General features: G+C 32.5%; 22 protein-coding genes, 1 tRNA gene, 1 pseudogene and 1 other annotated feature. Of the genes and pseudogenes, 17 read left to right on the forward strand and 7 right to left on the reverse strand.

Going from position 1 to position 20,515, the window contains the following annotated elements; genetic code table 11:
- The first annotated feature begins 23 nt into the window (after window positions 1–23).
- The 12 genes from KTF99_RS13235 to KTF99_RS13290 all read left to right on the forward strand — a co-directional run bounded on the left by KTF99_RS13235 (window position 24) and on the right by KTF99_RS13290 (window position 8,990).
- The gene (locus KTF99_RS13235) at window positions 24–749 is read left to right on the forward strand and encodes a pseudouridine synthase (protein WP_003537934.1); all 726 of its coding nucleotides are present in this window, start codon (window positions 24–26) and stop codon (window positions 747–749) included.
- Window positions 750–820: 71 nt separating this feature from the next.
- The gene (locus KTF99_RS13240; RefSeq protein WP_224209093.1) at window positions 821–1,057 is read left to right on the forward strand and encodes a hypothetical protein; all 237 of its coding nucleotides are present in this window, start codon (window positions 821–823) and stop codon (window positions 1,055–1,057) included.
- Between the two features lie 283 nt (window positions 1,058–1,340).
- Window positions 1,341–3,074: a threonine--tRNA ligase gene (gene thrS, locus KTF99_RS13245; protein WP_029481324.1), complete on the forward strand. Its 1,734-nt coding sequence runs from the start codon at window positions 1,341–1,343 to the stop codon at window positions 3,072–3,074.
- A 163-nt stretch (window positions 3,075–3,237) separates the two neighbouring features.
- Window positions 3,238–4,122: an ROK family protein gene (locus KTF99_RS13250; protein WP_008792998.1), complete on the forward strand. Its 885-nt coding sequence runs from the start codon at window positions 3,238–3,240 to the stop codon at window positions 4,120–4,122.
- Window positions 4,123–4,184: 62 nt separating this feature from the next.
- On the forward strand, window positions 4,185–4,862 hold the full coding sequence (locus tag KTF99_RS13255; protein ID WP_003537938.1) for a hypothetical protein: 678 nt from the start codon (window positions 4,185–4,187) through the stop codon (window positions 4,860–4,862).
- 82 nt (window positions 4,863–4,944) lie between these two features.
- Window positions 4,945–5,823, forward strand: coding sequence for a thymidylate synthase (locus KTF99_RS13260; protein WP_003537939.1), 879 nt, complete (start codon window positions 4,945–4,947; stop codon window positions 5,821–5,823).
- Window positions 5,823–6,293, forward strand: coding sequence for a dihydrofolate reductase (locus tag KTF99_RS13265; protein WP_003537940.1), 471 nt, complete (start codon window positions 5,823–5,825; stop codon window positions 6,291–6,293). The genes KTF99_RS13260 and KTF99_RS13265 overlap by 1 nt, the downstream gene beginning before the upstream one ends.
- A gap of 4 nt (window positions 6,294–6,297) precedes the next feature.
- On the forward strand, window positions 6,298–7,014 hold the full coding sequence (locus KTF99_RS13270) for a lysophospholipid acyltransferase family protein (RefSeq protein ID WP_008792999.1): 717 nt from the start codon (window positions 6,298–6,300) through the stop codon (window positions 7,012–7,014).
- 59 nt (window positions 7,015–7,073) lie between these two features.
- The gene (locus tag KTF99_RS13275) at window positions 7,074–7,355 is read left to right on the forward strand and encodes an autorepressor SdpR family transcription factor (RefSeq protein ID WP_003537942.1); all 282 of its coding nucleotides are present in this window, start codon (window positions 7,074–7,076) and stop codon (window positions 7,353–7,355) included.
- Window positions 7,345–7,968: an SdpI family protein gene (locus KTF99_RS13280; protein ID WP_003537943.1), complete on the forward strand. Its 624-nt coding sequence runs from the start codon at window positions 7,345–7,347 to the stop codon at window positions 7,966–7,968. Before KTF99_RS13275 ends, KTF99_RS13280 begins: the two co-directional genes overlap by 11 nt.
- 108 nt (window positions 7,969–8,076) lie before the next feature.
- A complete protein-coding gene (locus KTF99_RS13285) occupies window positions 8,077–8,334 on the forward strand; it encodes a TfoX/Sxy family protein (protein ID WP_003537944.1) in 258 nt (85 codons plus the stop codon).
- Window positions 8,331–8,990, forward strand: coding sequence for an alpha/beta fold hydrolase (locus tag KTF99_RS13290; protein ID WP_009300783.1), 660 nt, complete (start codon window positions 8,331–8,333; stop codon window positions 8,988–8,990). The genes KTF99_RS13285 and KTF99_RS13290 overlap by 4 nt, the downstream gene beginning before the upstream one ends.
- Window positions 8,991–9,484: 494 nt before the next feature.
- On the opposite strand, the gene KTF99_RS13295 is transcribed toward KTF99_RS13290, so the two are convergent.
- Genes KTF99_RS13295 through ilvD form a run of 3 tightly spaced genes read right to left on the reverse strand, consistent with a single transcriptional unit; the run spans window position 9,485 to window position 13,125 of the window.
- Window positions 9,485–10,453: a sugar kinase gene (locus tag KTF99_RS13295; RefSeq protein ID WP_118143518.1), complete on the reverse strand. Its 969-nt coding sequence runs from the start codon at window positions 10,451–10,453 to the stop codon at window positions 9,485–9,487.
- 1 nt (window position 10,454) lies between these two features.
- A complete protein-coding gene (gene eda, locus KTF99_RS13300; protein WP_003537949.1) occupies window positions 10,455–11,402 on the reverse strand; it encodes a bifunctional 4-hydroxy-2-oxoglutarate aldolase/2-dehydro-3-deoxy-phosphogluconate aldolase in 948 nt (315 codons plus the stop codon).
- A gap of 4 nt (window positions 11,403–11,406) precedes the next feature.
- Window positions 11,407–13,125, reverse strand: a complete 1,719-nt coding sequence (gene ilvD / locus KTF99_RS13305; RefSeq protein WP_003537950.1) for a dihydroxy-acid dehydratase — start codon at window positions 13,123–13,125, stop codon at window positions 11,407–11,409.
- A gap of 132 nt (window positions 13,126–13,257) precedes the next feature.
- Between ilvD and KTF99_RS13310 the strand changes: the two genes are divergently transcribed.
- Complete coding sequence (locus KTF99_RS13310) at window positions 13,258–13,938, forward strand: FadR/GntR family transcriptional regulator (RefSeq protein ID WP_003537951.1); 681 nt, start codon at window positions 13,258–13,260, stop codon at window positions 13,936–13,938.
- Between the two features lie 436 nt (window positions 13,939–14,374).
- Here KTF99_RS13310 and KTF99_RS13315 read toward each other — a convergent pair whose 3' ends face one another.
- From KTF99_RS13315 to KTF99_RS13325, 3 genes are all read right to left on the reverse strand, one after another.
- Window positions 14,375–14,830: an HD domain-containing protein gene (locus KTF99_RS13315; RefSeq protein WP_003537952.1), complete on the reverse strand. Its 456-nt coding sequence runs from the start codon at window positions 14,828–14,830 to the stop codon at window positions 14,375–14,377.
- Window positions 14,827–16,149 (reverse strand): RsmF rRNA methyltransferase first C-terminal domain-containing protein, encoded by a 1,323-nt coding sequence (locus KTF99_RS13320; RefSeq protein ID WP_003537953.1) that lies wholly within the window; start codon window positions 16,147–16,149, stop codon window positions 14,827–14,829. Before KTF99_RS13320 ends, KTF99_RS13315 begins: the two co-directional genes overlap by 4 nt.
- Window positions 16,150–16,212: 63 nt before the next feature.
- Entirely contained in the window at window positions 16,213–16,446 is a 234-nt protein-coding gene (locus tag KTF99_RS13325; protein WP_008793004.1) for a hypothetical protein, read from the reverse strand.
- A gap of 325 nt (window positions 16,447–16,771) precedes the next feature.
- Between KTF99_RS13325 and KTF99_RS13330 the strand changes: the two genes are divergently transcribed.
- The 3 genes from KTF99_RS13330 to KTF99_RS13340 all read left to right on the forward strand — a co-directional run bounded on the left by KTF99_RS13330 (window position 16,772) and on the right by KTF99_RS13340 (window position 19,344).
- A tRNA-Leu gene (locus KTF99_RS13330) sits at window positions 16,772–16,856 on the forward strand.
- Between the two features lie 349 nt (window positions 16,857–17,205).
- Window positions 17,206–17,991 (forward strand): ribokinase, encoded by a 786-nt coding sequence (locus KTF99_RS13335; protein WP_254210176.1) that lies wholly within the window; start codon window positions 17,206–17,208, stop codon window positions 17,989–17,991.
- A 42-nt stretch (window positions 17,992–18,033) separates the two neighbouring features.
- The gene (locus tag KTF99_RS13340; RefSeq protein WP_029481321.1) at window positions 18,034–19,344 is read left to right on the forward strand and encodes a bifunctional diguanylate cyclase/phosphodiesterase; all 1,311 of its coding nucleotides are present in this window, start codon (window positions 18,034–18,036) and stop codon (window positions 19,342–19,344) included.
- Between the two features lie 30 nt (window positions 19,345–19,374).
- Here the strand turns inward: KTF99_RS13340 and KTF99_RS13345 are convergent, their stop codons facing one another.
- Window positions 19,375–19,794: a helix-turn-helix domain-containing protein gene (locus KTF99_RS13345; RefSeq protein WP_003537960.1), complete on the reverse strand. Its 420-nt coding sequence runs from the start codon at window positions 19,792–19,794 to the stop codon at window positions 19,375–19,377.
- A 162-nt stretch (window positions 19,795–19,956) separates the two neighbouring features.
- Window positions 19,957–20,209: a binding site (T-box leader), on the forward strand.
- A 59-nt stretch (window positions 20,210–20,268) separates the two neighbouring features.
- On the opposite strand from KTF99_RS13345, the pseudogene KTF99_RS13350 reads away from it, so the two are divergent.
- Window positions 20,269–20,515: pseudogene (locus KTF99_RS13350) on the forward strand (3-deoxy-7-phosphoheptulonate synthase); the annotation flags it as partial.

The raw sequence follows: 20,515 nt of genomic DNA on the forward strand, positions 1-20,515 counted from the left end.
GATTACGAAGTAGGTGAAAAGACATGGAAAGATTACAAAAAGCAATTGCGGCAAGTGGTTATACTTCGCGAAGAAAAGCGGAAGACTTGATCGTTCAAGGAAAAGTTGAAGTAAATGGCAAAGTCGTTACTGAATTAGGAACCAAAGTAAAACAGGGAGATTTAATTACAGTTGAAGGAAAGCCGTTGGTTGGTGAAAATAAAGTATATTATGTTTTTTATAAACCTAAAGGGTGTGTTTGTACTTTAGATGATGAATTTGACCGACCTATTATTACAGATTATTTTACTGAAGTTAAAGAAAGAATTTATCCAGTTGGAAGACTAGATTTTGATACAACGGGATTAATTATTATGTCTAATGATGGAGAATTTGCTAATATGATTATGCATCCTCGTTCACATTTAGAAAAAATTTATGAAGTATCTATTAAAGGTTTAATTACTGGACCAACTTTAAATAAACTGGAAAAGGGTGTTTATTTAGAAGGGGTTAAAACTTTACCATGTAAGATTAAAGTCGTTGACAAAGATACCGAACATAAAACCACAATGCTGAAAATAAAGTTAGTAGAAGGTAAAAACCGACAAGTTAAGAAAATGTTTGAGAGTGTAGGACATCCGGTTAAAAGATTGCATCGTGTAAGTATTGGTGGAATTAATTTAAAAGGGCTAACACCAGGAAGATATCGTATTTTAAAACCGCAAGAAGTAAAAGATCTAAAAAAATTAGTTAATACGGATAAGTAGATCACTTATCCGTATTTATTTTGACAATTATTTTAATTTGTTTGGTGCATACTGTATTTTGGGTGATGAAAATGAGAATACAAATAGTTGAACCACAAAATAAAATTGAATGTGGAATATGCAAAGCCGAGGGTGATTGGATCAAACGAATAAATGTACGGGGGATTCAAGCTTTATATTGTATCAAGTGTGACACAGTGACAATGTTTAATAAGATGCCATCAAAGTTTGTTTATAAGGCATTAAAAAAAGAAACCGAAAATATTCGGATGGCTTATAATTTAAAACAAGACGAAAAAGTTAAATAAACAAATTAGTTGACTTTAATCAATAAATGAGTAGAATTAGTATAGTAAATAGATGCGATGATTTAGGATATGTCTAGATAATACTTTGATTCAGAGAAAAGACGGGTGGTGCAAGTCTTGATAAGGTTATTTAGGTACTCCCTAATATGCAACACTCGAAAGAGAATGTCGGTAGTGCGTTATAGCTTTGAGGTTATTTCGATAACAAATTAAGGTGGTACCACGATACTCTCGTCCTTTGGATGAGAGTTTTTTTATTAAAAAACAGTAAAGGAGAAAAATAATGATTGATTTTAAAGAAGACGAAAAACTAAGTGTATTAAATCACTCTTGTGCTCATGTAATGGCACAAGCAATTAAACATCTTTATCCTCAAGCTAAATTTTGGGTTGGTCCAGTTGTTAGTGAAGGATTCTATTATGATGTTGATTTAGGAAATGATGTAATCAAAGATGAGGATATTCCTAAAATCGAAAAAGAAATGAAAAAGATTTGTAAAGATGGCAAACGTATTACTCGCCAAGAAATTTCTAAAGAAGAAGCCTTAGAAATGTTCAAAGATGATGAATATAAAATAGATTTGATCAATAATTTTGAAAATGATACAACTATTAGTTGTTATCGTCAAGGAGATTTTGTTGATTTATGTAGAGGTCCGCATGTTGAAACAGTTAAAGCTTGTAAGAACTTTAAATTGACTAAACATTCAGGTGCGTATTGGAAGGGTGACAAAGAAAATAAGGTACTACAAAGAATTTATGGTGTTTGTTTTGAAACTTCTGAAGACTTAGCTAAACATCTTGAATTATTGGAAGAGGCAAAACGGCGGGATCATAAGAAGCTAGGTAAAGAACTAGGATTATTTATGATGAGTGAATACGCTCCTGGGATGCCATTTTTCTTACCGAAAGGAATGATTTTAAGAAATACTTTAGAACAATTCTGGTACGAAGAACATGCTAAAGAAGGATATGAATTCATTAAAACACCAATTATGATGTCACGTGAATTATGGGAAACTAGTGGTCATTGGGAAAATTATAAAGAAGATATGTATACTAGTATGGTTGATGACCGTGAATTTGCAATTAAGCCTATGAACTGTCCAGGAAGTTTGTTAGTATATAAAAATTCCTTACATTCATACAAAGATTTACCATTAAGAATGGGTGAACTAGGTCAAGTTCATCGCCATGAAGCTAGTGGAGCCTTGAATGGTTTATTTAGAGTACGTACTTTTACTCAAGACGATGCACATATCTATATGACACCTGATCAAATTGAAGGTGAAATTATAAGGTTGATTAATTTCATTGATCGTGTTTATGGAAGCTTAAATTTAAGTTATGAAATTGAATTATCTACCCGTCCCGAGAAGAAATATATTGGTGATTTAGCAATCTGGGAAAAAAGTGAAGCTGCTTTAGCTGCCGCTTGTAAAGCAGCAGGTAAGGATTATAAAGTAAATCCTGGAGATGGCGCTTTCTATGGACCAAAACTCGATTTCCATGTTAAAGATTCATTAGGGAGAGTTTGGCAATGCGGAACAATTCAATTAGATATGAATTTACCAGAGAGATTCGATATTACTTATATTGATGATAAAGGTGAAAAAGTTCGTCCAGTTATGCTGCATCGTGTTATCTTTGGATCGATTGAAAGATTTATTGGAATTTTAATTGAGCATTTTGCTGGTGTGTTCCCATTATGGTTGGCACCTGTTCAAGTTAAAGTATTGCCGGTTAATAATGAGTATCATTTAGACTATGCTAAAGAAGTAACTGAGTTATTAAAGGATAAAGGCTTTAAAGTTGAACTGGATGCTCGTGAAGAAAAATTGGGTTATCGAATTCGTGAGGGACAAATGGATAAGGTACCTTATTTATTAGTATTAGGTAATAATGAACGTGATGAAAAAACTGTTACATATCGTAAACATGGAGAGCAAAAACAAATTACTGTTCCATTTGATGATTTTGTCGCAATGCTAAATCAGCAGATTGTTGATAAAAAATAGTAAACACTTAGCAAATTAAATTTGCTAAGTGTTCTTTTTGGTTTGATAAACTTCTATTTTATAGATGCGTAATTAAAATTATTAGAATAAATTTACATTATTTATATTTCGAAGAAAGATATAGATGTGATATAATTAAAATATTGAAAAGAGGGATAAAAAGATGAAATATTATTTAGCAATGGATGTTGGTGGAACGTCAATAAAATATGGTGTTGTCAATGATCAGGGAAAAATCATTAATACTGATAAAATCGTAACGCCCGATTCACTAGAAAAAATGTATCAGGCAATGGGTGAGATTTATCATAATTGTAATTATGAAGTAGCGGGAATTGCATTAAGCATGCCAGGTGCCGTTAACAGTGAAGTTGGGAATATTGAAGGAGCAAGTGCTTTAGATTATATCCATGGGCCGAATATCAAAGAGGATCTACAAAAACGCTTCAACACAAAAGTTTCAATTGAAAACGACGCTAACTGTGCAGCATTAGCAGAAGTTTGGAAAGGATCTGGAAGTGATGTGGATGACTGTATGTTCATTGTTAGTGGCACTGGGATAGGTGGTGCTGTTGTTAAGGATCGAATGATTCATAAAGGAAAACATCTTCATGGCGGTGAATTTGGCTATATGGTGGCCTTAAATGATCTTGATAATGATTCCTATATTTCTTGGTCTACTGCAGGATCTACAGTTGCAACAGTAAAAGGGGTTGCTAAAGAATTGGGAGTTGATTATCAAACTTTAGATGGTAAAGTGATTTTTGATCAAGCACAAGACAACCCTATTTATCAAAAATATGTTGATCGGTACTATAGTGTCTTAGCAATGGGGATATATAATCTTCAATATGTCTATGATCCTGAAAAAATTATTATTGGTGGAGCAATTAGTGTACGACCTGATTTAATTGAACAGATTGAAAGTCGTTTAGAAAAAATATATGATAGTATTCCTGTTGCAAAAATTCATCCTAAAGTAGTTAAATGCCGTTTTGGAAATGAAGCAAATTTAATTGGAGCAGTTTATCACTTTATTCATAGCTAGTCATTAAGAATTCATATTATTGTATTAAAATATTATTAAATAAAACAAGGGGAGGTAAAAAAATGAAAAGAGAAGCACCAAAAATCAACACACAGCTAAGAAGCCATACAATTATGGTACCAGAGTGTATCCGCAATGCCAGTGGAATAGTTATTAATGGCAAAAGAATTAAATCATTATTATTCTCAACAGATGTTGCAGTAATATCCAATTGTAATGCTGATGCTGTAATCGCGGTTTATCCATTTACCCCAACCATGCAAATTACTAATTCAATTATCGATGTAGCACAACGTCCTGTTTTTGCGGGCGTTGGCGGTGGAACAACAGCAGGACCTCGAGTACGGGAGATTGCTTTGGATGCAGAATTACATGGTGCAACTGCAGTTGTTTTAAATGCACCTACAAAAACTGAATTTATTCAAGAATTATCTGATTATGTTGATATTCCAGTAGTATTATCAATCGTTTCTTTAGATGAAAATCTTGAGGAACGCATGTTACATTCTGGAGCGACAATTGTTAATGTTTCGGGTGGTAAGAATACTGTTGCAATCGTCAAAGCATTAAGAGAGATTTCTCAAGATTTTCCAATCATTGCTACCGGTGGACCTAATCTTGAAACAATTCAGGCAGTTATTGAAGCAGGTGCAAATGCCATTACATATACACCGCCTTCAAATGGTGAAATTTTTAAAGCGATGATGGAGGACTATCGACAGCGTTGCCAACATCAATGATTTGTTTTGGGTAGATTGATATCTACCTTTTTTGTTGTTCAAACTGGTATTTTATTGTACAATAGTTGCTGAGGTGTAAAAAATGAAACAATATCTAGATATGTGTAAATATGTATTAGAAAACGGAGAAAATCGCGAGGATCGAACAGGAACAGGAACACGTAGTGTTTTTGGATATCAAACTCGTTATGATTTGAGAGATGGTTTCCCGTTGATGACAACTAAAAAAATGTTTTTGCGGCCAATTGCTGAAGAATTATTGTGGTTTATTAAGGGTGATACAAATATCAAGTATTTAGTTGATCGCAATGTCAAAATATGGAATGAATGGCCATATGAAGATTTTAAGAAATCACCTGATTTTAATGGTGAAACAATTGAAGAGTTTGTAGAAAAAATTAAGACAGATGATGAATTTGCAAAAAAACATGGTGATTTAGGGCCGGTATATGGCGCTCAATGGCGTGATTTTAATTATGAAGGGGTTGATCAGTTAGCAAAATTAGTTGATAGTCTGACTAACAATCCTTTTTCAAGAAGACATATTATATGTGCATGGAATCCAGCACAAGTAGATAATATGGCGCTGCCGCCATGTCATGCATTTTTACAGTTTTATGTTAGTGCAGATAAAAAATATCTGTCTTGTCAACTATATCAACGTAGTGCGGATATTTTTTTAGGGGTACCGTTTAATATTGCTTCGTATGCTTTAATGACGGAAATGTTAGCGAGAACTTGTGGATATGAAGCAAAAGAATTTATCCATACGATTGGTGATGCTCATATTTATAAAGATCATTTTGAAGTAGTTAAACAACAAATTGCAAGAGAACCATTACCAAAATGTAAATTAGTATTAAATCCAGATGTGAAATCAATTTTTGATTATAAGATTGAAGATATTAAGATAGAAGATTACCAAAGTCATGGTAAATTAGTTGGAAAGGTAAGTGTATAATGATAAATATAATTGTTGCAACAGATGAGGATCTGTTAATTGGAAAGAAGGATTCACGAAATGGAATGCCTTGGAATGTTCCGGAAGATTTACAACATTTTAAGGCAACGACTTTAAATAAAACAATTTTGATGGGATTGACTACATATCAGGCAATCGGACGTCCTTTGCCTAATCGTAAAACTATTGTTGTTAGTTTTGAACCGTTTGAAGATGAACGAGTAGAAGTGAGAAGCTCATTAGAAGAAGTAATAGAAGAATACCGTAGTAGTGGTGAAGATTTATTTATTTCGGGTGGAGCTTCAATTTATAAACAGTGTTTACCAATTGCAGACCAGTTGTTAATCTCAAGGATTCCTGGAAAACATGAAGGTGAAACATATTTTCCTAATTTTGATGAATACGGTTACAAATTGGTTGCTCAAAAACCATTTGAGACATTTACATTAGAAACATATAAGCGAGGATAATTAAATGAAGAGAATTGCATTGATTGTTATTCGTGTTATTTGGCGGTTACCATATTGGTGGGGATATAAAGTCAATAAGTATAAACATATTGATAAATATTCTGCTGATGAACGCTATGGGTTTATACATCAAGTTGTAGCAATTGTAACACGCAAAGCAAGGGTAGAGCTAGAGTGTTATGGGGTAGAAAATTTACCCAAGAAATCTGGTTATTTTGTTGCCCCTAATCATCAAGGATTGTTTGACCCGCTAGCAATTTTTCAAACCCATAGTCGTCCAATTCGAGCAATCGTAAAAAAAGAATTGGCATCAGTCATTTTAGTAAAGGATGTTATTAAGATGCTGGAATTTATTCCGATGGATCGCAGTAATGTCCGAGAAAGTGCAAAAATTATTAAATATGTTGCTAATGAAGTAGCGGCGGGAAAAAACTTTTTTGTTTTTCCAGAAGGGACAAGAAGTAGAGACGGCAATAATATTTTAGAATTTAAAGGGGGAACTTTTAAAATTGCGACTAAAGCAAAAGCACCAATTGTGCCGGTAGCTTTGATTGATTGTTATAAAGTATTTGATAATAATACGATAAAAAAAACAACAGCTCAAATTCATTATTTAAAACCAATTTATTATGAAGAATATAAAGATCTTCATACTAACGATATTGCTAAATTAGTTCATGATCGGATTGAAAAATGTATTAAAGAAAATGACAAAGGATAGAAATATCCTTTGTTTTATGTTATAATCTATTTAGAAAATATTCTAAATAGATTGGAGTGATGATTGTGGGGTTTGCAGAAACATTTAAGGCACTTTCAGATCCAGTTCGTCGTGAAATATTGGTGTTACTTAAAGATGGTAAACTCTCAGCAGGAGAAATTGCAGGATGTTTTGAAATGACTCAAGCAACAGTATCTTATCATTTATCAAAATTAAAACAAGCAGATTTGATTTTTGAAAATAAATACAAAAATTATATTTATTATGAAATTAATACTTCTGTTTTTGAAGAAGTAATGTTATGGCTTAGCCAATTTGGAGGATTTAAAGATGAAACTTAAAACGGCATTAATTACATGCGGAGTATGTTTGCTGCCGATTCTATTTGGACTAATTATTTATGATTGCTTACCAGCACAAATGCCAATTCATTGGAATATAGCAGGTGAAATAGATAATTATGCTAGTAAAGAGATTTTTGTTTTTCTATTACCGATATTGATGAGTGGAATTCAACTATTGTGCTTGTTTATGATGCAAATGGATCCTAAATACAAGAATTATTCATCTAAGATGTTAAAAATTGTTGTTTGGATAATTCCAACGATAACAATTGTTTTAGAAGCAATAACATATGCAATCGTATTTGGATATGAAATCTCAATTAATATAGTTGTTCCAATATTTTTAGGAATATTATTTGTTATTTTAGGGAATTATTTACCTAAATGTCGTCAAAATTTTACTATGGGCTACCGATTACCATGGACTTTGAATGACGAGGATAATTGGAATAAAACAAATCGTTTAGCTGGGTATGTAATGGTCCTTGGGGGTATTTTAATTATTATTATGAGTTTCTTTGATCTGGCTTTTTGGGCAGTAATTTTGTTTGTTGGAGCGATTTTAATAATCCCTTCAGTGTATTCATTTTTACTCTATCGAAAAAAATAATAAAATAGATGATTCGATACATTTTTATTTAAAGAATTAAATAGAAATGTATCTTTTTAGATGCTTTGTTTTTTTATTTGAAGTACAATAAGAGTAGGAGATGATAATATGGGAAAATTGGAGGATTTACCAAATATTGGTAAGGTAGTAGCACAACAGCTGATACAAGTAGGAATTGATGATCCGATAAAACTGAAAGAAGTTGGAGCAAAAGAGGCATGGTTAAAAATACAGCAAATCGATGAATCTGCATGTATTCATCGCTTATATGCACTAGAGGGGGCAGTTGAGGGAATTAAAAAAACGCAATTAGATTATGAAACGAAAGCAGAATTAAAGCAATTTTATAATGAGCATAAGTTATGAAAATATTAGTTAATGGTATTGAGTTATTTTATGAAATATCGGGTCAGGGACGGCCGCTTATTTTAGTTCATGGTAACGGTGAGGATCATCATATTTTTGATGCATTAGTGGCCAAATTGAAAAATCACTATACTTGTTATTGTATTGACAGTCGCGGGCATGGTTTAAGTTCTAGTGTAGCTGTATATAGTTATCAATCAATGGCTGAGGACATAATTGAGTTTATTAAAAGCTTAAAATTATCGGAGGTTGCCTATTATGGTTTTAGTGATGGGGGAATCGTCGGATTATTAGTAGCGAGCCAAAGTAAACTGATAAAATATTTAATGATTAGTGGTGCTAATGCTGACCCTGATGGCTTAAAAAATTGGGCTTATTATTTGATGAAAATACAGTATTATTTAAAAAAAGATGTAAAGATTAAAATGATGCTGGAACAACCACATATTAATGAATATCAATTGGCTAAGATAACTGCAAAGACGCTAATTTTGGTAGGAAGTGATGATATGATCAAAGAATCTCATACGTTATATCTCGCTCACAATATAAGTGGAAGTCAACTAATGATCTTGCCTAATGAAAATCATAGTAGTTATATTATTAATAGTGCAAAACTTGCGCCAATTATTTTGGCATTTTTAAAAGTCGCTTAATGAGGTGAATACAATTTTTTGGACGCTAAGTTAGTTATATTATTAATAAGGATTGATTCTTGTTAAGTAGACAAATGAAATAAATAAAAAGTGTGAGATGTTTTACTGATTTGGTGAAACGTCTTTTTTATATCAGTATATAATTATTGTGTAAAATTCTTAAATTATCGAAATACTCTTGAATATGTATATCTTCTTTTATAGGATACTGAGTTGGTTCCTTGACTGTATCTAAAGCTATAAAGCGTACTTCTGGTGGTGTTATATTTTTGAATCGTTCTTGTAACTTTTGTTATTGTAGAAATTTATATAGGAATTAATGGATTCTTTTAATCCTTCATAAACATGAAATTTCTTTAAATCATGCACATTGTGCTTTCCTAGCTTATACCCTTTTGATAATGAAATAAGTAATATTCCTTGTATTTGTTTAATATAGATACCAATTTTTTGCTCTGTTGTTGGCTTTGCTATAATAAAAACCCAAAAGTTGGTTATATCCAGCTTTCGGGGTTTGCTTCACAATTTGACTTTTTTAAATAGGCATTTAATTCTTCAATATTTGGTAAGCCTTCGTTATCTCCAAGTGTTTGAACTTGAATCGCGCCAATTGCATTCGCACGAATCAACATATCTTTACTACATAATGCTTCCAAATGACCTGAAATAATTCCTGCTGCAAAGCCATCTCCAGCACCAACTGTATCAATCACTTTTTTTACATTAAATCCAGGAACTGTTAAAGTTTCATTTTTACTGCTGTAATAAGCACCTTGGGAACCAAGCTTTATTACGAGTTCATCACAGCCTAGCTGGTGATAATATACAGCGATTTTTTCAGGATCATCACTGCCCATGAGAATTTTTCCTTCGTTATTGCCTGGTAAGAACATATTACAATATTTGGCCATTTCATTAGTGGTATCGATCATTGTTGTTTGATTAGGCCAAAGAGATGGTCTTAAGTTCGGATCAAATGAAATATAAAGACCGGCTTCACGAGCTTTTTTTACAAGCCTTAAACTAGTTTCTCGAGTTTTAGAAGACAGTGCTAGGGGGATACCTGTAATATGTAATTGGTCAAAGTCATTTAAATTGATTTGATCAATTAGATTAGTGTCAATATTCGAAAAAGCAGAACCTTGACGATAATAGTAAATATCAGGATCACCCTCAATAACTTGATTTTTCATCATCATTCCAGTTGGAAAAAGACTATTATAGTAAACTAATCTTGTATCAATTCCTTCTTGATAAAGCTTTTTTTTAATGTAATGACCCCATGGATCATCACCTAAAACAGTTAAATACGTAGCTTGATGCCCTAGTCTTGTTAATCCGATAGCAACATTAACCTCGGCTCCAGCTAGTGTCTTTTTAAACATCTCGGCTTCATCTAATGAATCATACGATGTTGTTGTAAGCAGAGCCATTGGCTCTCCAAATAGTAATATTTTTTTCATTTTATCCCTCCAGACATAAATGACATTTACAACCGCTTATTAGTTCATTAAAATAGATAAATTCGATTTTATTTTTATGGTTGTAACGAGCAGTTTGCATATCAAAAGTATAACCTTGTTTTTCTAGAAAGAATATTGCCCGTTCAATACTCTTGGTTGACAAACATAGGTGGTGGAGGGAACCACTAGGCGTATCAAACATAAATTCTATTTCATCTACCATTCTTGAAATAGAAAGATTTTTTTGATGAGGACTATTGATTAGAGCCGCTAATTGAGCACCTCGATCACCAGCTCCGATTCCAACATGATGAAATTTAATATCTAGCATGGTTTTAACTGCTTGTTTAGTAATAGCAGTAATTTCATCCCATTTATGTTCTTTAATTAATTCATCGCTGACCATCCAAGTCCCGCCACAAGCAATAATTTTATCAAATGCTAAATATTCAGTTAAATTACTAGTGTTTATTCCGCCGGTTGGCATGAATTTTAAGTTGCAATATGGCGCTGACATTGCCTTGATTGCGGGAAGCCCACCATTTGCTTGAGCTGGAAAGAATTTTACTACATCTAGGCCTAATTCAATCGCCTGCTCCATATCACTTGGGTTGGCACAACCAGGTAAAATAGGAATATCTTTATCAAGGCAATATTGAACGGTCTTGGGATTAAGACCGGGTGAAACAATAAATTCACTACCAGCTTCAATTGCTGAATTTACTTGTGCTGGATTTAAAACTGTACCAGCACCAATAATCATTTGTGGACAAGCTTTCTTCATAGCTATAATTGCTTCTTTGGCACATGCAGTTCGGAAAGTTACCTCAGCAACTGGTAGACCGCCTTCGCATAAAGCTTTGGCAAGATATGGAGCATCTTCTAAACACTCTATTTTAATTACTGGAACTATACCATATAATGATATATCGTTGATTATTTTATTCATGTTATTATCCTTTCATTTTTCCGCCATTCATTGGTGAAGTAGCAAGTTTTGTGTAGATTGATAAAATTCCATTTTTATATTTTGGTTCTTTTGGCTTCCATTTAGCATGGCGCTCCTTTAATATTTTTGTAATTTCTTGTGAGGTACGTTGTTTTCCTTCAATTCCAATAATTTCTAATCGACGTTGAGGAACATCAATTTTGATCAAGTCATTTTCCTCGATTAAAGCAATTGGTCCTCCCTCACTAGCTTCTGGTGAGACATGACCAATAACTGGTCCTTTGCTAGCTCCAGAAAAACGTCCATCAGTAATTAGTGCAATACTCTTGGCTAGTTCCTGATCAGAACTAATGGCTTCACCAGTATAGAACATTTCAGGCATTCCACTACCTTTAGGTCCTTCGTAACGAATAAATACTGCATCACCGGGTTTGATTTGTTTTTTGATGATCGCGTCAATGGCTGCCTCTTCGCTATCAAATGGGCGGGCCCTAAGAACAGCTTGCATCATTTCTTGAGGACATGCTGAATGTTTGATTACTGCTCCATCTGGTGCTAAATTCCCTTTTAAAATGGCAATTGTTCCATCTTTTCCAATGGGATCATCATATGGTCTAATAATATCAGTGCTTTTTAGATTGATCTTATCCAAAAATGTTTGGCAATTTTCATAGTAACCATTATTTTTTAATTCTTCCAAATTTTCACCTAAAGTTTTACCAGTAACTGTCATTACATCTAAATTAAGATTCTCTTTAATTGCTTCCATGACCGCTGGAACACCACCCGCATAGTAAAAATATTCAGCCGGGTATTTTCCTGCAGGACGAATATCAAGAAGATAATGTGCATTTTGATGCATCTGATCAAATAAATCAGCATTTAGATCAATTCCAAACTCACTTGCAATAGCTGGTAAGTGTAACAGTGAATTAGTACTTCCAGAAATTGCTGCATGAACCATAATTGCATTTTCAAATGATTTCATGGTGACAATATCGCGAGCTGTTAAATCCATTTTGGCTAATTTAATTATTTGTTTTCCTGCTTTATAGGCCTGCTCTTTTAAATCTTTACAAGTAGCTGGCATTAATGCTGTACCAGGTAACATCAATCCTAATGCTTCGGTCATAATCTGCATTGTTGAAGCAGTCCCCATGAAACTACAAGCTCCACAGCTTGGACAGGCATGATGCTGATAATACTCAAATTGCTCTTTGGAGATTTCGCCACGTAAATACATGGCACTATATTTTCCGATTTGTTCTAAGGTTAGCATATCTGGACCAGCTTCCATTACACCTCCAGTTACAAAGATACAAGGATTGTTAATTCTTCCGGCTCCCATTAAGTGAGCGGGCATACCTTTATCACAACTTGCAACAAAAACACTGCCATCAAAGGGAGTTGCATTATTGTGAATTTCAATCATACCAGCAATCATATCTCTAGATGCTAGAGAATAATTGATACCGTCATGCCCTTGTGCCTCACCATCACAAATATCGGTAGTGAAAAATTTTGAGGCTTTAGCACCATGATCATTGATCCCTTTTTCAACCTCATAGACTAGATCTAAAAGACCAACACTTCCGGGGTGGGAGTCACCGTAAGTACTTTCAATCATAATTTGAGGTTTGCTTAGATCGGCAACACTCCATCCAGTACCAATCCTTAGTGGATCAATTTCAGGTGCAATTTTACGTAATTCTTGTGATTTCATTTTATCCTCCTATGACGTATGACGTCTTAAATATAATTTAATTCTAAAAGGCTTGATGATGTTTGTCAATAGCGTTAATTAAAATTGACAAAAATAATAAAATGTGTAAGAATTTATAGGCGAGGCGAGAAAATGAAAAAATTAGGAAGTAAAAAAACGCTGCCAGAGTTGGCAGTAGAGCAAATTATTGGCTATATAAACGAAAATGGTCTTCAACCAGGTGATCAATTACCTAATGAAGTTGACTTAATGAATAAACTTAAAGTTGGACGTGGAACGATCCGTGAAGCGATTAAAAGTCTAAATTCAAAAGGAGTCGTAATAATTAAACGTGGGATTGGAACTTTTGTGGCTGATCAGCCAGGAATCAGTGATGATCCACTGGGGTTTACTTTTGAAACTGATAAAACTAAAGTTTTAATGGATGCTTTGGAGGTCCGATTGTTGATAGAACCGCAAATGATTATTAAAACAATTGATAATATTAGTGCAAAACAACTTAAGGAATTATCAGACTTAGCTGATGAAATTGAAAGCTTAATTAACAAAAATAAAGATTATACTGTACAAGATATTGAATTTCATACTTTATTAGCTCGGGTTAGCGGTAATCGGGTTATTGGAAAATTAATTCCAATTATTGCTGGAGCGATTGAACAAGCTATCGATGTAACTGATAAATCCCTTGTCCAAGAAACAATTATTACACATCGTTTGATTGTTGAAGCTGTTGCTAATAAAGATAAAGAAGGAGCTAGTAAAGCGATGGCTAGACATATCCAAGATAATATTGATATATTAAAGACAATTTAAAAAAAGCTTAGTAAAGATGAGATATCGCCTAAAGTTAGATTCGATAACTAACGATCGGAGATTGATTGAATAAACTAAGCATTTTTATTTATAAGGAAATTACTTACAAATAGATAACTAATCAATGCTGCAAGGAATTTGAATGGGGCATAATAAAGAATAGGGATAACCAAGGGGAAAATATTTAGTAGTACATCGATAATTTACTAATTTATGATAGAAAAAATAACCTAAAGTAATAAAGAAAGAGGCACAGCTAGGCGGCATAAACCGTTGTTAATAAGGATATATAGATTAAAATTAAGTGGTTTGAATAATTTGCTATGAATAACAATTACTTTAATTGCTATGGGTCGGCGGATTAAATTAATACTTTTATTTTCTATGGAACTGATTCTCCTTTTATCTATTGTAGGCACAAAAAAGAAAGCAATTACTATTTGCTTTCTATAAGACGATTAATTCTTTTCTGTTTTTCACTGGTTAAAAGGGCCTCAGGATCATTAAGGTATTGGATTAAAAGGTCAGCATTTTTTATTAATTCGCTATATTTATCATCAATTCTTTCTTTATTTGAATGATTTTTTATTGCTGTTACAATAGTATCTATTTCATTTGCTGAAAAGAGTTCATCTTTTTTTAATAGTTCTGAGGCAATTAAACTACTACGATTAGCGTGATCAAAGCTAGAATTCAATTTATATGTAGCAAGATCATGTAAAATGCCGATTGTTGCAGCAATTTCTATATTTAGGTTATTTTGGATTGCTAGATATTTCATCATTGCAGCAACGCTAAATAGGTGTTCTAAACCATGTTTACGCTTATTACCAAAGCAATTAGTGTTTAAAATTTGATAAACTTCGTCCTTGATTATCTCATATCTTCTCATCGTCTTAACCCCTTTGGAAAAAGATTTTTTACTTGATTGTTACTTTCTTTGTAAAATGCTAATGGATAACCATCGACAAGAATCAAACCATAACCTTTTTGGTTATTACCGATTAGAGTTTCTCCGTGAAGATATTTGGAAATATTTAAATCATCAGCTTTAAAGTTATAATAGCGTTTAACATCTTCTTTTTTTAAAGAAAGAGCCAGAGAATGACTTGGTTCAAAACGCCCTTTTTTACATTCTCCTAAATATAAACCATTACGTAAGACTTTTGTCCCCTTTAGATCTGGGAATTGCGGTAAAATTGCATAAATATGGTTATTAGAATTATATAAATATTGGGGGACTGGAAGGTTTAAGTTATTGTGATAAAATTTAGTAACAAGATTTAATTGATCTTTAGTAACATTCGGTTTTAAGAAATTTATTTTTTTTGTTGAACCATTAGTATGTTTTTTCAAAAGAGCAATAAATTGCCCCTCACCTTTATTAAGATGAGGATACATTCGGACAACTTTATCATTCTGATAACCAGAAGCCATTCCTGGCTGTTTTTTTATTTCTAATAACTCCATTTGTAAATCATTGGTCATATATTTAACTTGATCTTCATTTTCTTCAAGCGAATAGGTACAAGTGGAGTAAATTAGAATACCTTCATCTTTAAGCATTTGATAAGCGCTGTTAATTAAATTTCTTTGAATATAAGCACACTCATTTACTTTTTCAATTGACCAGGTCTCTACTGCTTGATCAAGTTTACGAAACATTCCTTCGCCTGAGCAAGGAGCATCAAGGATGATCTTATCAAAAAAATTATTAAAATACTTTTCTAGTTTAACTGGGTCGCTATTAGTTACAATTGTATTTTGAAGACCAAAACGTTCAACATTTTCAGATAAAATACCAGCTCTAAGTTTATTGATGTCATTAGCAATCATTAAACCAGCACTACTTAACTTACTAGCTGTAAAGCATGTCTTTCCACCAGGCGCGGCACACATATCTAATACATAATCGTCATGATCAAAGTCAAGGCAGTTAGCTACTGCCATAGCACTTGGTTCTTGAATGTAATATAAACCACAGTTAAAATAAGGATGTTTTCCTAACTGATAATTTTCATAATCATAAAAATAAGCATCATTGATGTAGGGATGTTTGGTTAAAAATGCTGAATTTAAATGTTCAATACTTCCATGCTTTAGGGGATTTAAATAAAAACTTTTAATAGGTTTTTGATTTAATGCGGATTCAAATGCAGGATAGTCATTCTGTAAAAGCTTTTGCATTCGTTGTTCAAATAGTTTGTTCATAGTTCACCTCTTTTTTATTATACAAGAATTATAAATAAAAAGACAAGCATCGCTTGTCTTTAATTATTTTTCATTAATAATATGACTTAATTCAGCCAGTCGATTTGCTAAACGGCTTAATTCTTGAATTGGGGCTTCAAGATATAAATCAACATCAATTTTCTTTATTGCTTCTTCGTGTTTAGCGTTTTCTTGTAAACCGACTAATGTTTCTGTTGTAGCGTCTAATGAAGTAGTAATTTCATTTAATTCGCTAATAATGTTTTCATATTCCATAATATTACTTCCTTTGTCCATAATTTTGTTCATCCCTATATTTTATACTAAAAATACGTTATTTTTATTCATTCGTCAATAGATATTCTAAAATTACTAAAACAAGTGAAGAATAAGTTTGATTAAAATTTTTTTCTATGACGTAAAAAGTGTTGATATAGAGACAGTTTTTTTACTTGAATTTAATAAAAATATTTTTTTGTTAAATTCATTTAAATTTAGTATTGCTTTTATTAAAAGAATTCTTTATAATTAATTCTGTTAGTTGCCGTTGTAGGCACATGGTTATATGTGAAATGACAATTTTGCCAGAATGTCATATTTATATATAGCATAAATTTATTTTGCCCGAGTGATGAAATTGGTAGACATGAACGACTCAAAATCGTTTGGTTTATACCATGTCGGTTCGAGTCCGACCTCGGGTACCATTGAAATAATAGCCGATACTGCTGTATTGGCTTTTTTTTATAAATATGTATATAAGTGCACTATGTTTTATACAATAACACTAGTCATCTAATTAATTGGCCAATTGAATTGGATAACTTCTACATCTTTATTATTACATCATATGACAGTGATTTTTGTCGTTTTTTGGTTTAATAGGTTATTTTTTAAAGTTGTTTGGAAATGTGATTTAAATATGATACTATTAGGCTGACAGTGAAAGAGGGATAAATAATTATGAAAGTATTAAATGTTGGATCGTTAAATATTGACCATACATATCAGTTAGAACGAATTGTTGCCCCAGGAGAGACAATTACATCTAAATAAATGAGCGTATATGCTGGTGGAAAAGGTTTGAATCAGTCAATTGCTATAGCTCGAGCAGGGATAGAGGTATATCATGCTGGTAAAATCGGGATTGATGGACAGTTTTTGATTGAACTTTGCAATGATAGTGGAGTGAATTCTACTTTTATTGAAACTGGCGTGATACCTACCGGTAATGCTATTATTCAAGTAACTTCGCAAGGACAAAATAGTATTATTTTGTATCCTGGAGCTAATCGAAGTTTAGATAAAGCTTGGATTGACAAAGTTCTGACTGAATTTAGTAAAGGGGATATATTATTACTGCAAAATGAAGTCAATTTAATCGATTATTTAATTATTGAAGGTAAAAAGAAAGGGATGAATATTTTTTTAAATCCTTCACCATACGATGAGTATATTGATAAATGTGATTTATCATTAGTCAATACTTTTTTAATGAATGAAGTTGAAGGTGCCCAAATTACTGGATGTTATGACCCCGAGTGTATTTTAACAAGAATGAAAAATCTTTATCCACAGGCTAAAGTTGTTTTAACTCTGGGACAAGATGGAGTATATTTTCAAGATAAGGAGCAGCGCGTGTATCAACCCGCACGAACGGTCAAAGCGGTAGATACAACTGGAGCTGGAGATACTTTTACAGGATATTATATAGCTGCTGTAATTGAAGGTAAAAGTGCAATTGAAGCATTGACTTTTGCTACTAATGCCGCTGCATTAGCAGTCATGAAAGCTGGCGCTGCAAATGCAATTCCAAAACGTCACGATGTTGAAAAATACTAGGATGATTTGATGGATAGGTAATGAAGAAAGTAGTGAAATAAGATGAATAATAGTAGAACCAGAGAAGAATTATTTTTATTTAGGGATTTGGCAAAAACAAATATGACTGAATTCGAACAATTGATTTCTATTTCAATTGGAGCAGTTGGAAAAATTGTTTATGATCCACAGTTTACAGTAATATATTGTAGTGAGGGAATTTCTAAATTGATTGGAGTTGATTTTATTGGCAGTGGTGAAAGATATTTTTCGAGCAGTCAGTTTATTCATGACGATGATCGTGAATATGTATATCAAGAAATCGGCAAGTATGTTAATTCTAAAGAGCCATTTAGTTTGAAATATCGTTTAAAATGTTCAAAGGGTAAAGAAGCTTGGGTGCAAGCTAAAGGAATTTTTTTAGATGAATTATATGAGGATAAAGACCCTATAATGTATATGGTTTATACTGATATTACGCCATTAGTAGAAGCTAATGAGCGCCTAGAACAAGAAATTCAACGGTATCAGATTTTTACTGAGTTTGTTCAAGAATGCTTTTTTGATTATGAAATTGGATATGATAGTTTGATGTTTTATGGAAGTGATGTTGATGATAAAAATGATCAAGAAAACTGGTATAATATTTGGAGAATAAACAAACGATTAATTTTAGAACATTTTTACCAAAATAATCATCATCTTGATAATGATCTAGAAGTTGATTTAATCGATAAAAGTAAATGCTGGTGTCATTTTCGTGCGAAAGGAATTTATAATACTTATCACGATTTAGTTAGAATCGTTGGAACAATGAAAAATATCCAGTCGGAAAAAGAGCGGGAATCAAGACGCAAAGAGTATGAAGAAAAATTAAAAAATAAGGCACATTATGATCATATGACAGGTTTGCTAAATCGTTTTGCATGTGAAACAATTGTTAATCAAGTGTTAGATGAAGGATTGGAAAATGTAACAGGAGTAGTAATTGATGTTGATAACTTTAAAGAAATAAATGATCTACATGGTCATTATATTGGTGATCAAGTTTTGATTAAAATAGGTGAATTATTTCAAAAATATTGTCGCAGTGATGATATTGCTGCGCGTCTTGGGGGTGATGAATTTTTCTTGATGTTTCTTGGGCTTATGCAGCAAGATACGATTCGAGCAAGATTACAAACAATGCATCAAGAGATTCATAATATTGCTCGAGAGCTAAAACTAAAAGTACCAGTATCTGTTAGTATGGGAGTTACTAAAATATATTCAACGGATAAAACCTTTGATGATATTTATGTCCGAGCTGACGAAACAATGTATCAAGCAAAATTATCAGGCAAAAATACATTGATTTGTTTTAATGAGGAATAATAAAACCTTAACAGATAAATAAAATTATCGTTAAGGTTTTTTTCGAAACATCTTTTGTTGCTTGGCTAGATCAGACTGGCTAACTAATTTCTTTATTTCTTGAACAAATTCTTGCTGCTGAATCGGTGTGAGACGATGATAAATATTGATTAATTCATAATTATGAATATATATTTGAGATTTTTCAGCTTCATAACATTCGTCACCGATTGCGCTTAAATAGCCAGATTGACTTAATAGATCAACTAAACTCATTTCAAAAGCGTGAGCTATTTTAACAAGTGATGGTAAAGAAATATTATAAGAAACGCCACGATTTCCTAATTCGATATTACTAATGGAGGATGCTGATAAACCGGTTATTTTTTCTAATTTGGATTGCGACCAGCCTTTTGAAAGGCGAGTACTTTTTATATATTTACCAATTAATGCTATATCAATATTTTCCATAATACGCCTCCTTTTAACAAGATTATAACGTACTTAAACTATTGTGACCGCCAGAATTATGTAGACTTATATGGACTATAAAATAGAAATAAAAAAACTTTTTATTAAAAAAGATTGACATTATTCATTCTATTGTATACAATGTTTTCAACAACATCTGATATAAATACTGTGAAAAGAAATAGTAAGTATTCAAAATAGTTTAGAGAGCTCTTGGCTGGTGTAAAAGAGTCTATTAGAGAATATTGAATTCATCTTGGAGTAGAGGACTGAATCGTTAGTAGTAGGTCTCTCCGGCAACACCCGTTAACGTGTAAGAGTATGAACTATTTGATTAGCGTACTCGATGAGGTTAGTGTAGCAATACATTAATAAATTAAGGTGGTATCACGAAGCATAAGCTCTCGTCCTTTTATAGGAAGAGAGTTTTTTATTTATATACAGAGTTGAAATAAAACAAAAGGGGATAGAAAAATGATTATTGTAATGAAAATGACAGCGACAGAAAAAGATGTCGAAAAAGTATCAAAAATGGTTACTGACAAGGGGTTAAATGTTAGTGTTGTAAATGGAACTGGTCAATCAGTTATCGGAATTATTGGGGATACAACTCAAATTGATCCTAAAGCAATTGAAGTAGATGAAGCAGTTGATCATGTAATGCGTGTATCTGAGCCATATAAACTTGCTAACCGGGCTTTTCATCCTGATGATACGATCG

The sequence above is a fragment of the Erysipelatoclostridium sp. MSK.7.34 genome, assembly GCF_019041935.1.
GTDB classification, from domain to species: domain Bacteria; phylum Bacillota_I; class Bacilli_A; order Erysipelotrichales; family Coprobacillaceae; genus Thomasclavelia; species Thomasclavelia ramosa.

Coding starts and splice junctions, on each gene's coding strand:
- KTF99_RS13235 (WP_003537934.1), top strand. CDS start 24: ATGGAAAGATTACAAAAAGCAATTGCGGCAAGTGGTTATACTTCGCGA.
- KTF99_RS13240 (WP_224209093.1), top strand. CDS start 821: ATGAGAATACAAATAGTTGAACCACAAAATAAAATTGAATGTGGAATA.
- thrS (WP_029481324.1), top strand. CDS start 1,341: ATGATTGATTTTAAAGAAGACGAAAAACTAAGTGTATTAAATCACTCT.
- KTF99_RS13250 (WP_008792998.1), top strand. CDS start 3,238: ATGAAATATTATTTAGCAATGGATGTTGGTGGAACGTCAATAAAATAT.
- KTF99_RS13255 (WP_003537938.1), top strand. CDS start 4,185: ATGAAAAGAGAAGCACCAAAAATCAACACACAGCTAAGAAGCCATACA.
- KTF99_RS13260 (WP_003537939.1), top strand. CDS start 4,945: ATGAAACAATATCTAGATATGTGTAAATATGTATTAGAAAACGGAGAA.
- KTF99_RS13265 (WP_003537940.1), top strand. CDS start 5,823: ATGATAAATATAATTGTTGCAACAGATGAGGATCTGTTAATTGGAAAG.
- KTF99_RS13270 (WP_008792999.1), top strand. CDS start 6,298: ATGAAGAGAATTGCATTGATTGTTATTCGTGTTATTTGGCGGTTACCA.
- KTF99_RS13275 (WP_003537942.1), top strand. CDS start 7,074: ATGATTGTGGGGTTTGCAGAAACATTTAAGGCACTTTCAGATCCAGTT.
- KTF99_RS13280 (WP_003537943.1), top strand. CDS start 7,345: ATGAAACTTAAAACGGCATTAATTACATGCGGAGTATGTTTGCTGCCG.
- KTF99_RS13285 (WP_003537944.1), top strand. CDS start 8,077: ATGGGAAAATTGGAGGATTTACCAAATATTGGTAAGGTAGTAGCACAA.
- KTF99_RS13290 (WP_009300783.1), top strand. CDS start 8,331: ATGAAAATATTAGTTAATGGTATTGAGTTATTTTATGAAATATCGGGT.
- KTF99_RS13295 (WP_118143518.1), bottom strand. CDS start 10,453: ATGAAAAAAATATTACTATTTGGAGAGCCAATGGCTCTGCTTACAACA.
- eda (WP_003537949.1), bottom strand. CDS start 11,402: ATGAATAAAATAATCAACGATATATCATTATATGGTATAGTTCCAGTA.
- ilvD (WP_003537950.1), bottom strand. CDS start 13,125: ATGAAATCACAAGAATTACGTAAAATTGCACCTGAAATTGATCCACTA.
- KTF99_RS13310 (WP_003537951.1), top strand. CDS start 13,258: ATGAAAAAATTAGGAAGTAAAAAAACGCTGCCAGAGTTGGCAGTAGAG.
- KTF99_RS13315 (WP_003537952.1), bottom strand. CDS start 14,830: ATGAGAAGATATGAGATAATCAAGGACGAAGTTTATCAAATTTTAAAC.
- KTF99_RS13320 (WP_003537953.1), bottom strand. CDS start 16,149: ATGAACAAACTATTTGAACAACGAATGCAAAAGCTTTTACAGAATGAC.
- KTF99_RS13325 (WP_008793004.1), bottom strand. CDS start 16,446: ATGGACAAAGGAAGTAATATTATGGAATATGAAAACATTATTAGCGAA.
- KTF99_RS13335 (WP_254210176.1), top strand. CDS start 17,206: ATGAGCGTATATGCTGGTGGAAAAGGTTTGAATCAGTCAATTGCTATA.
- KTF99_RS13340 (WP_029481321.1), top strand. CDS start 18,034: ATGAATAATAGTAGAACCAGAGAAGAATTATTTTTATTTAGGGATTTG.
- KTF99_RS13345 (WP_003537960.1), bottom strand. CDS start 19,794: ATGGAAAATATTGATATAGCATTAATTGGTAAATATATAAAAAGTACT.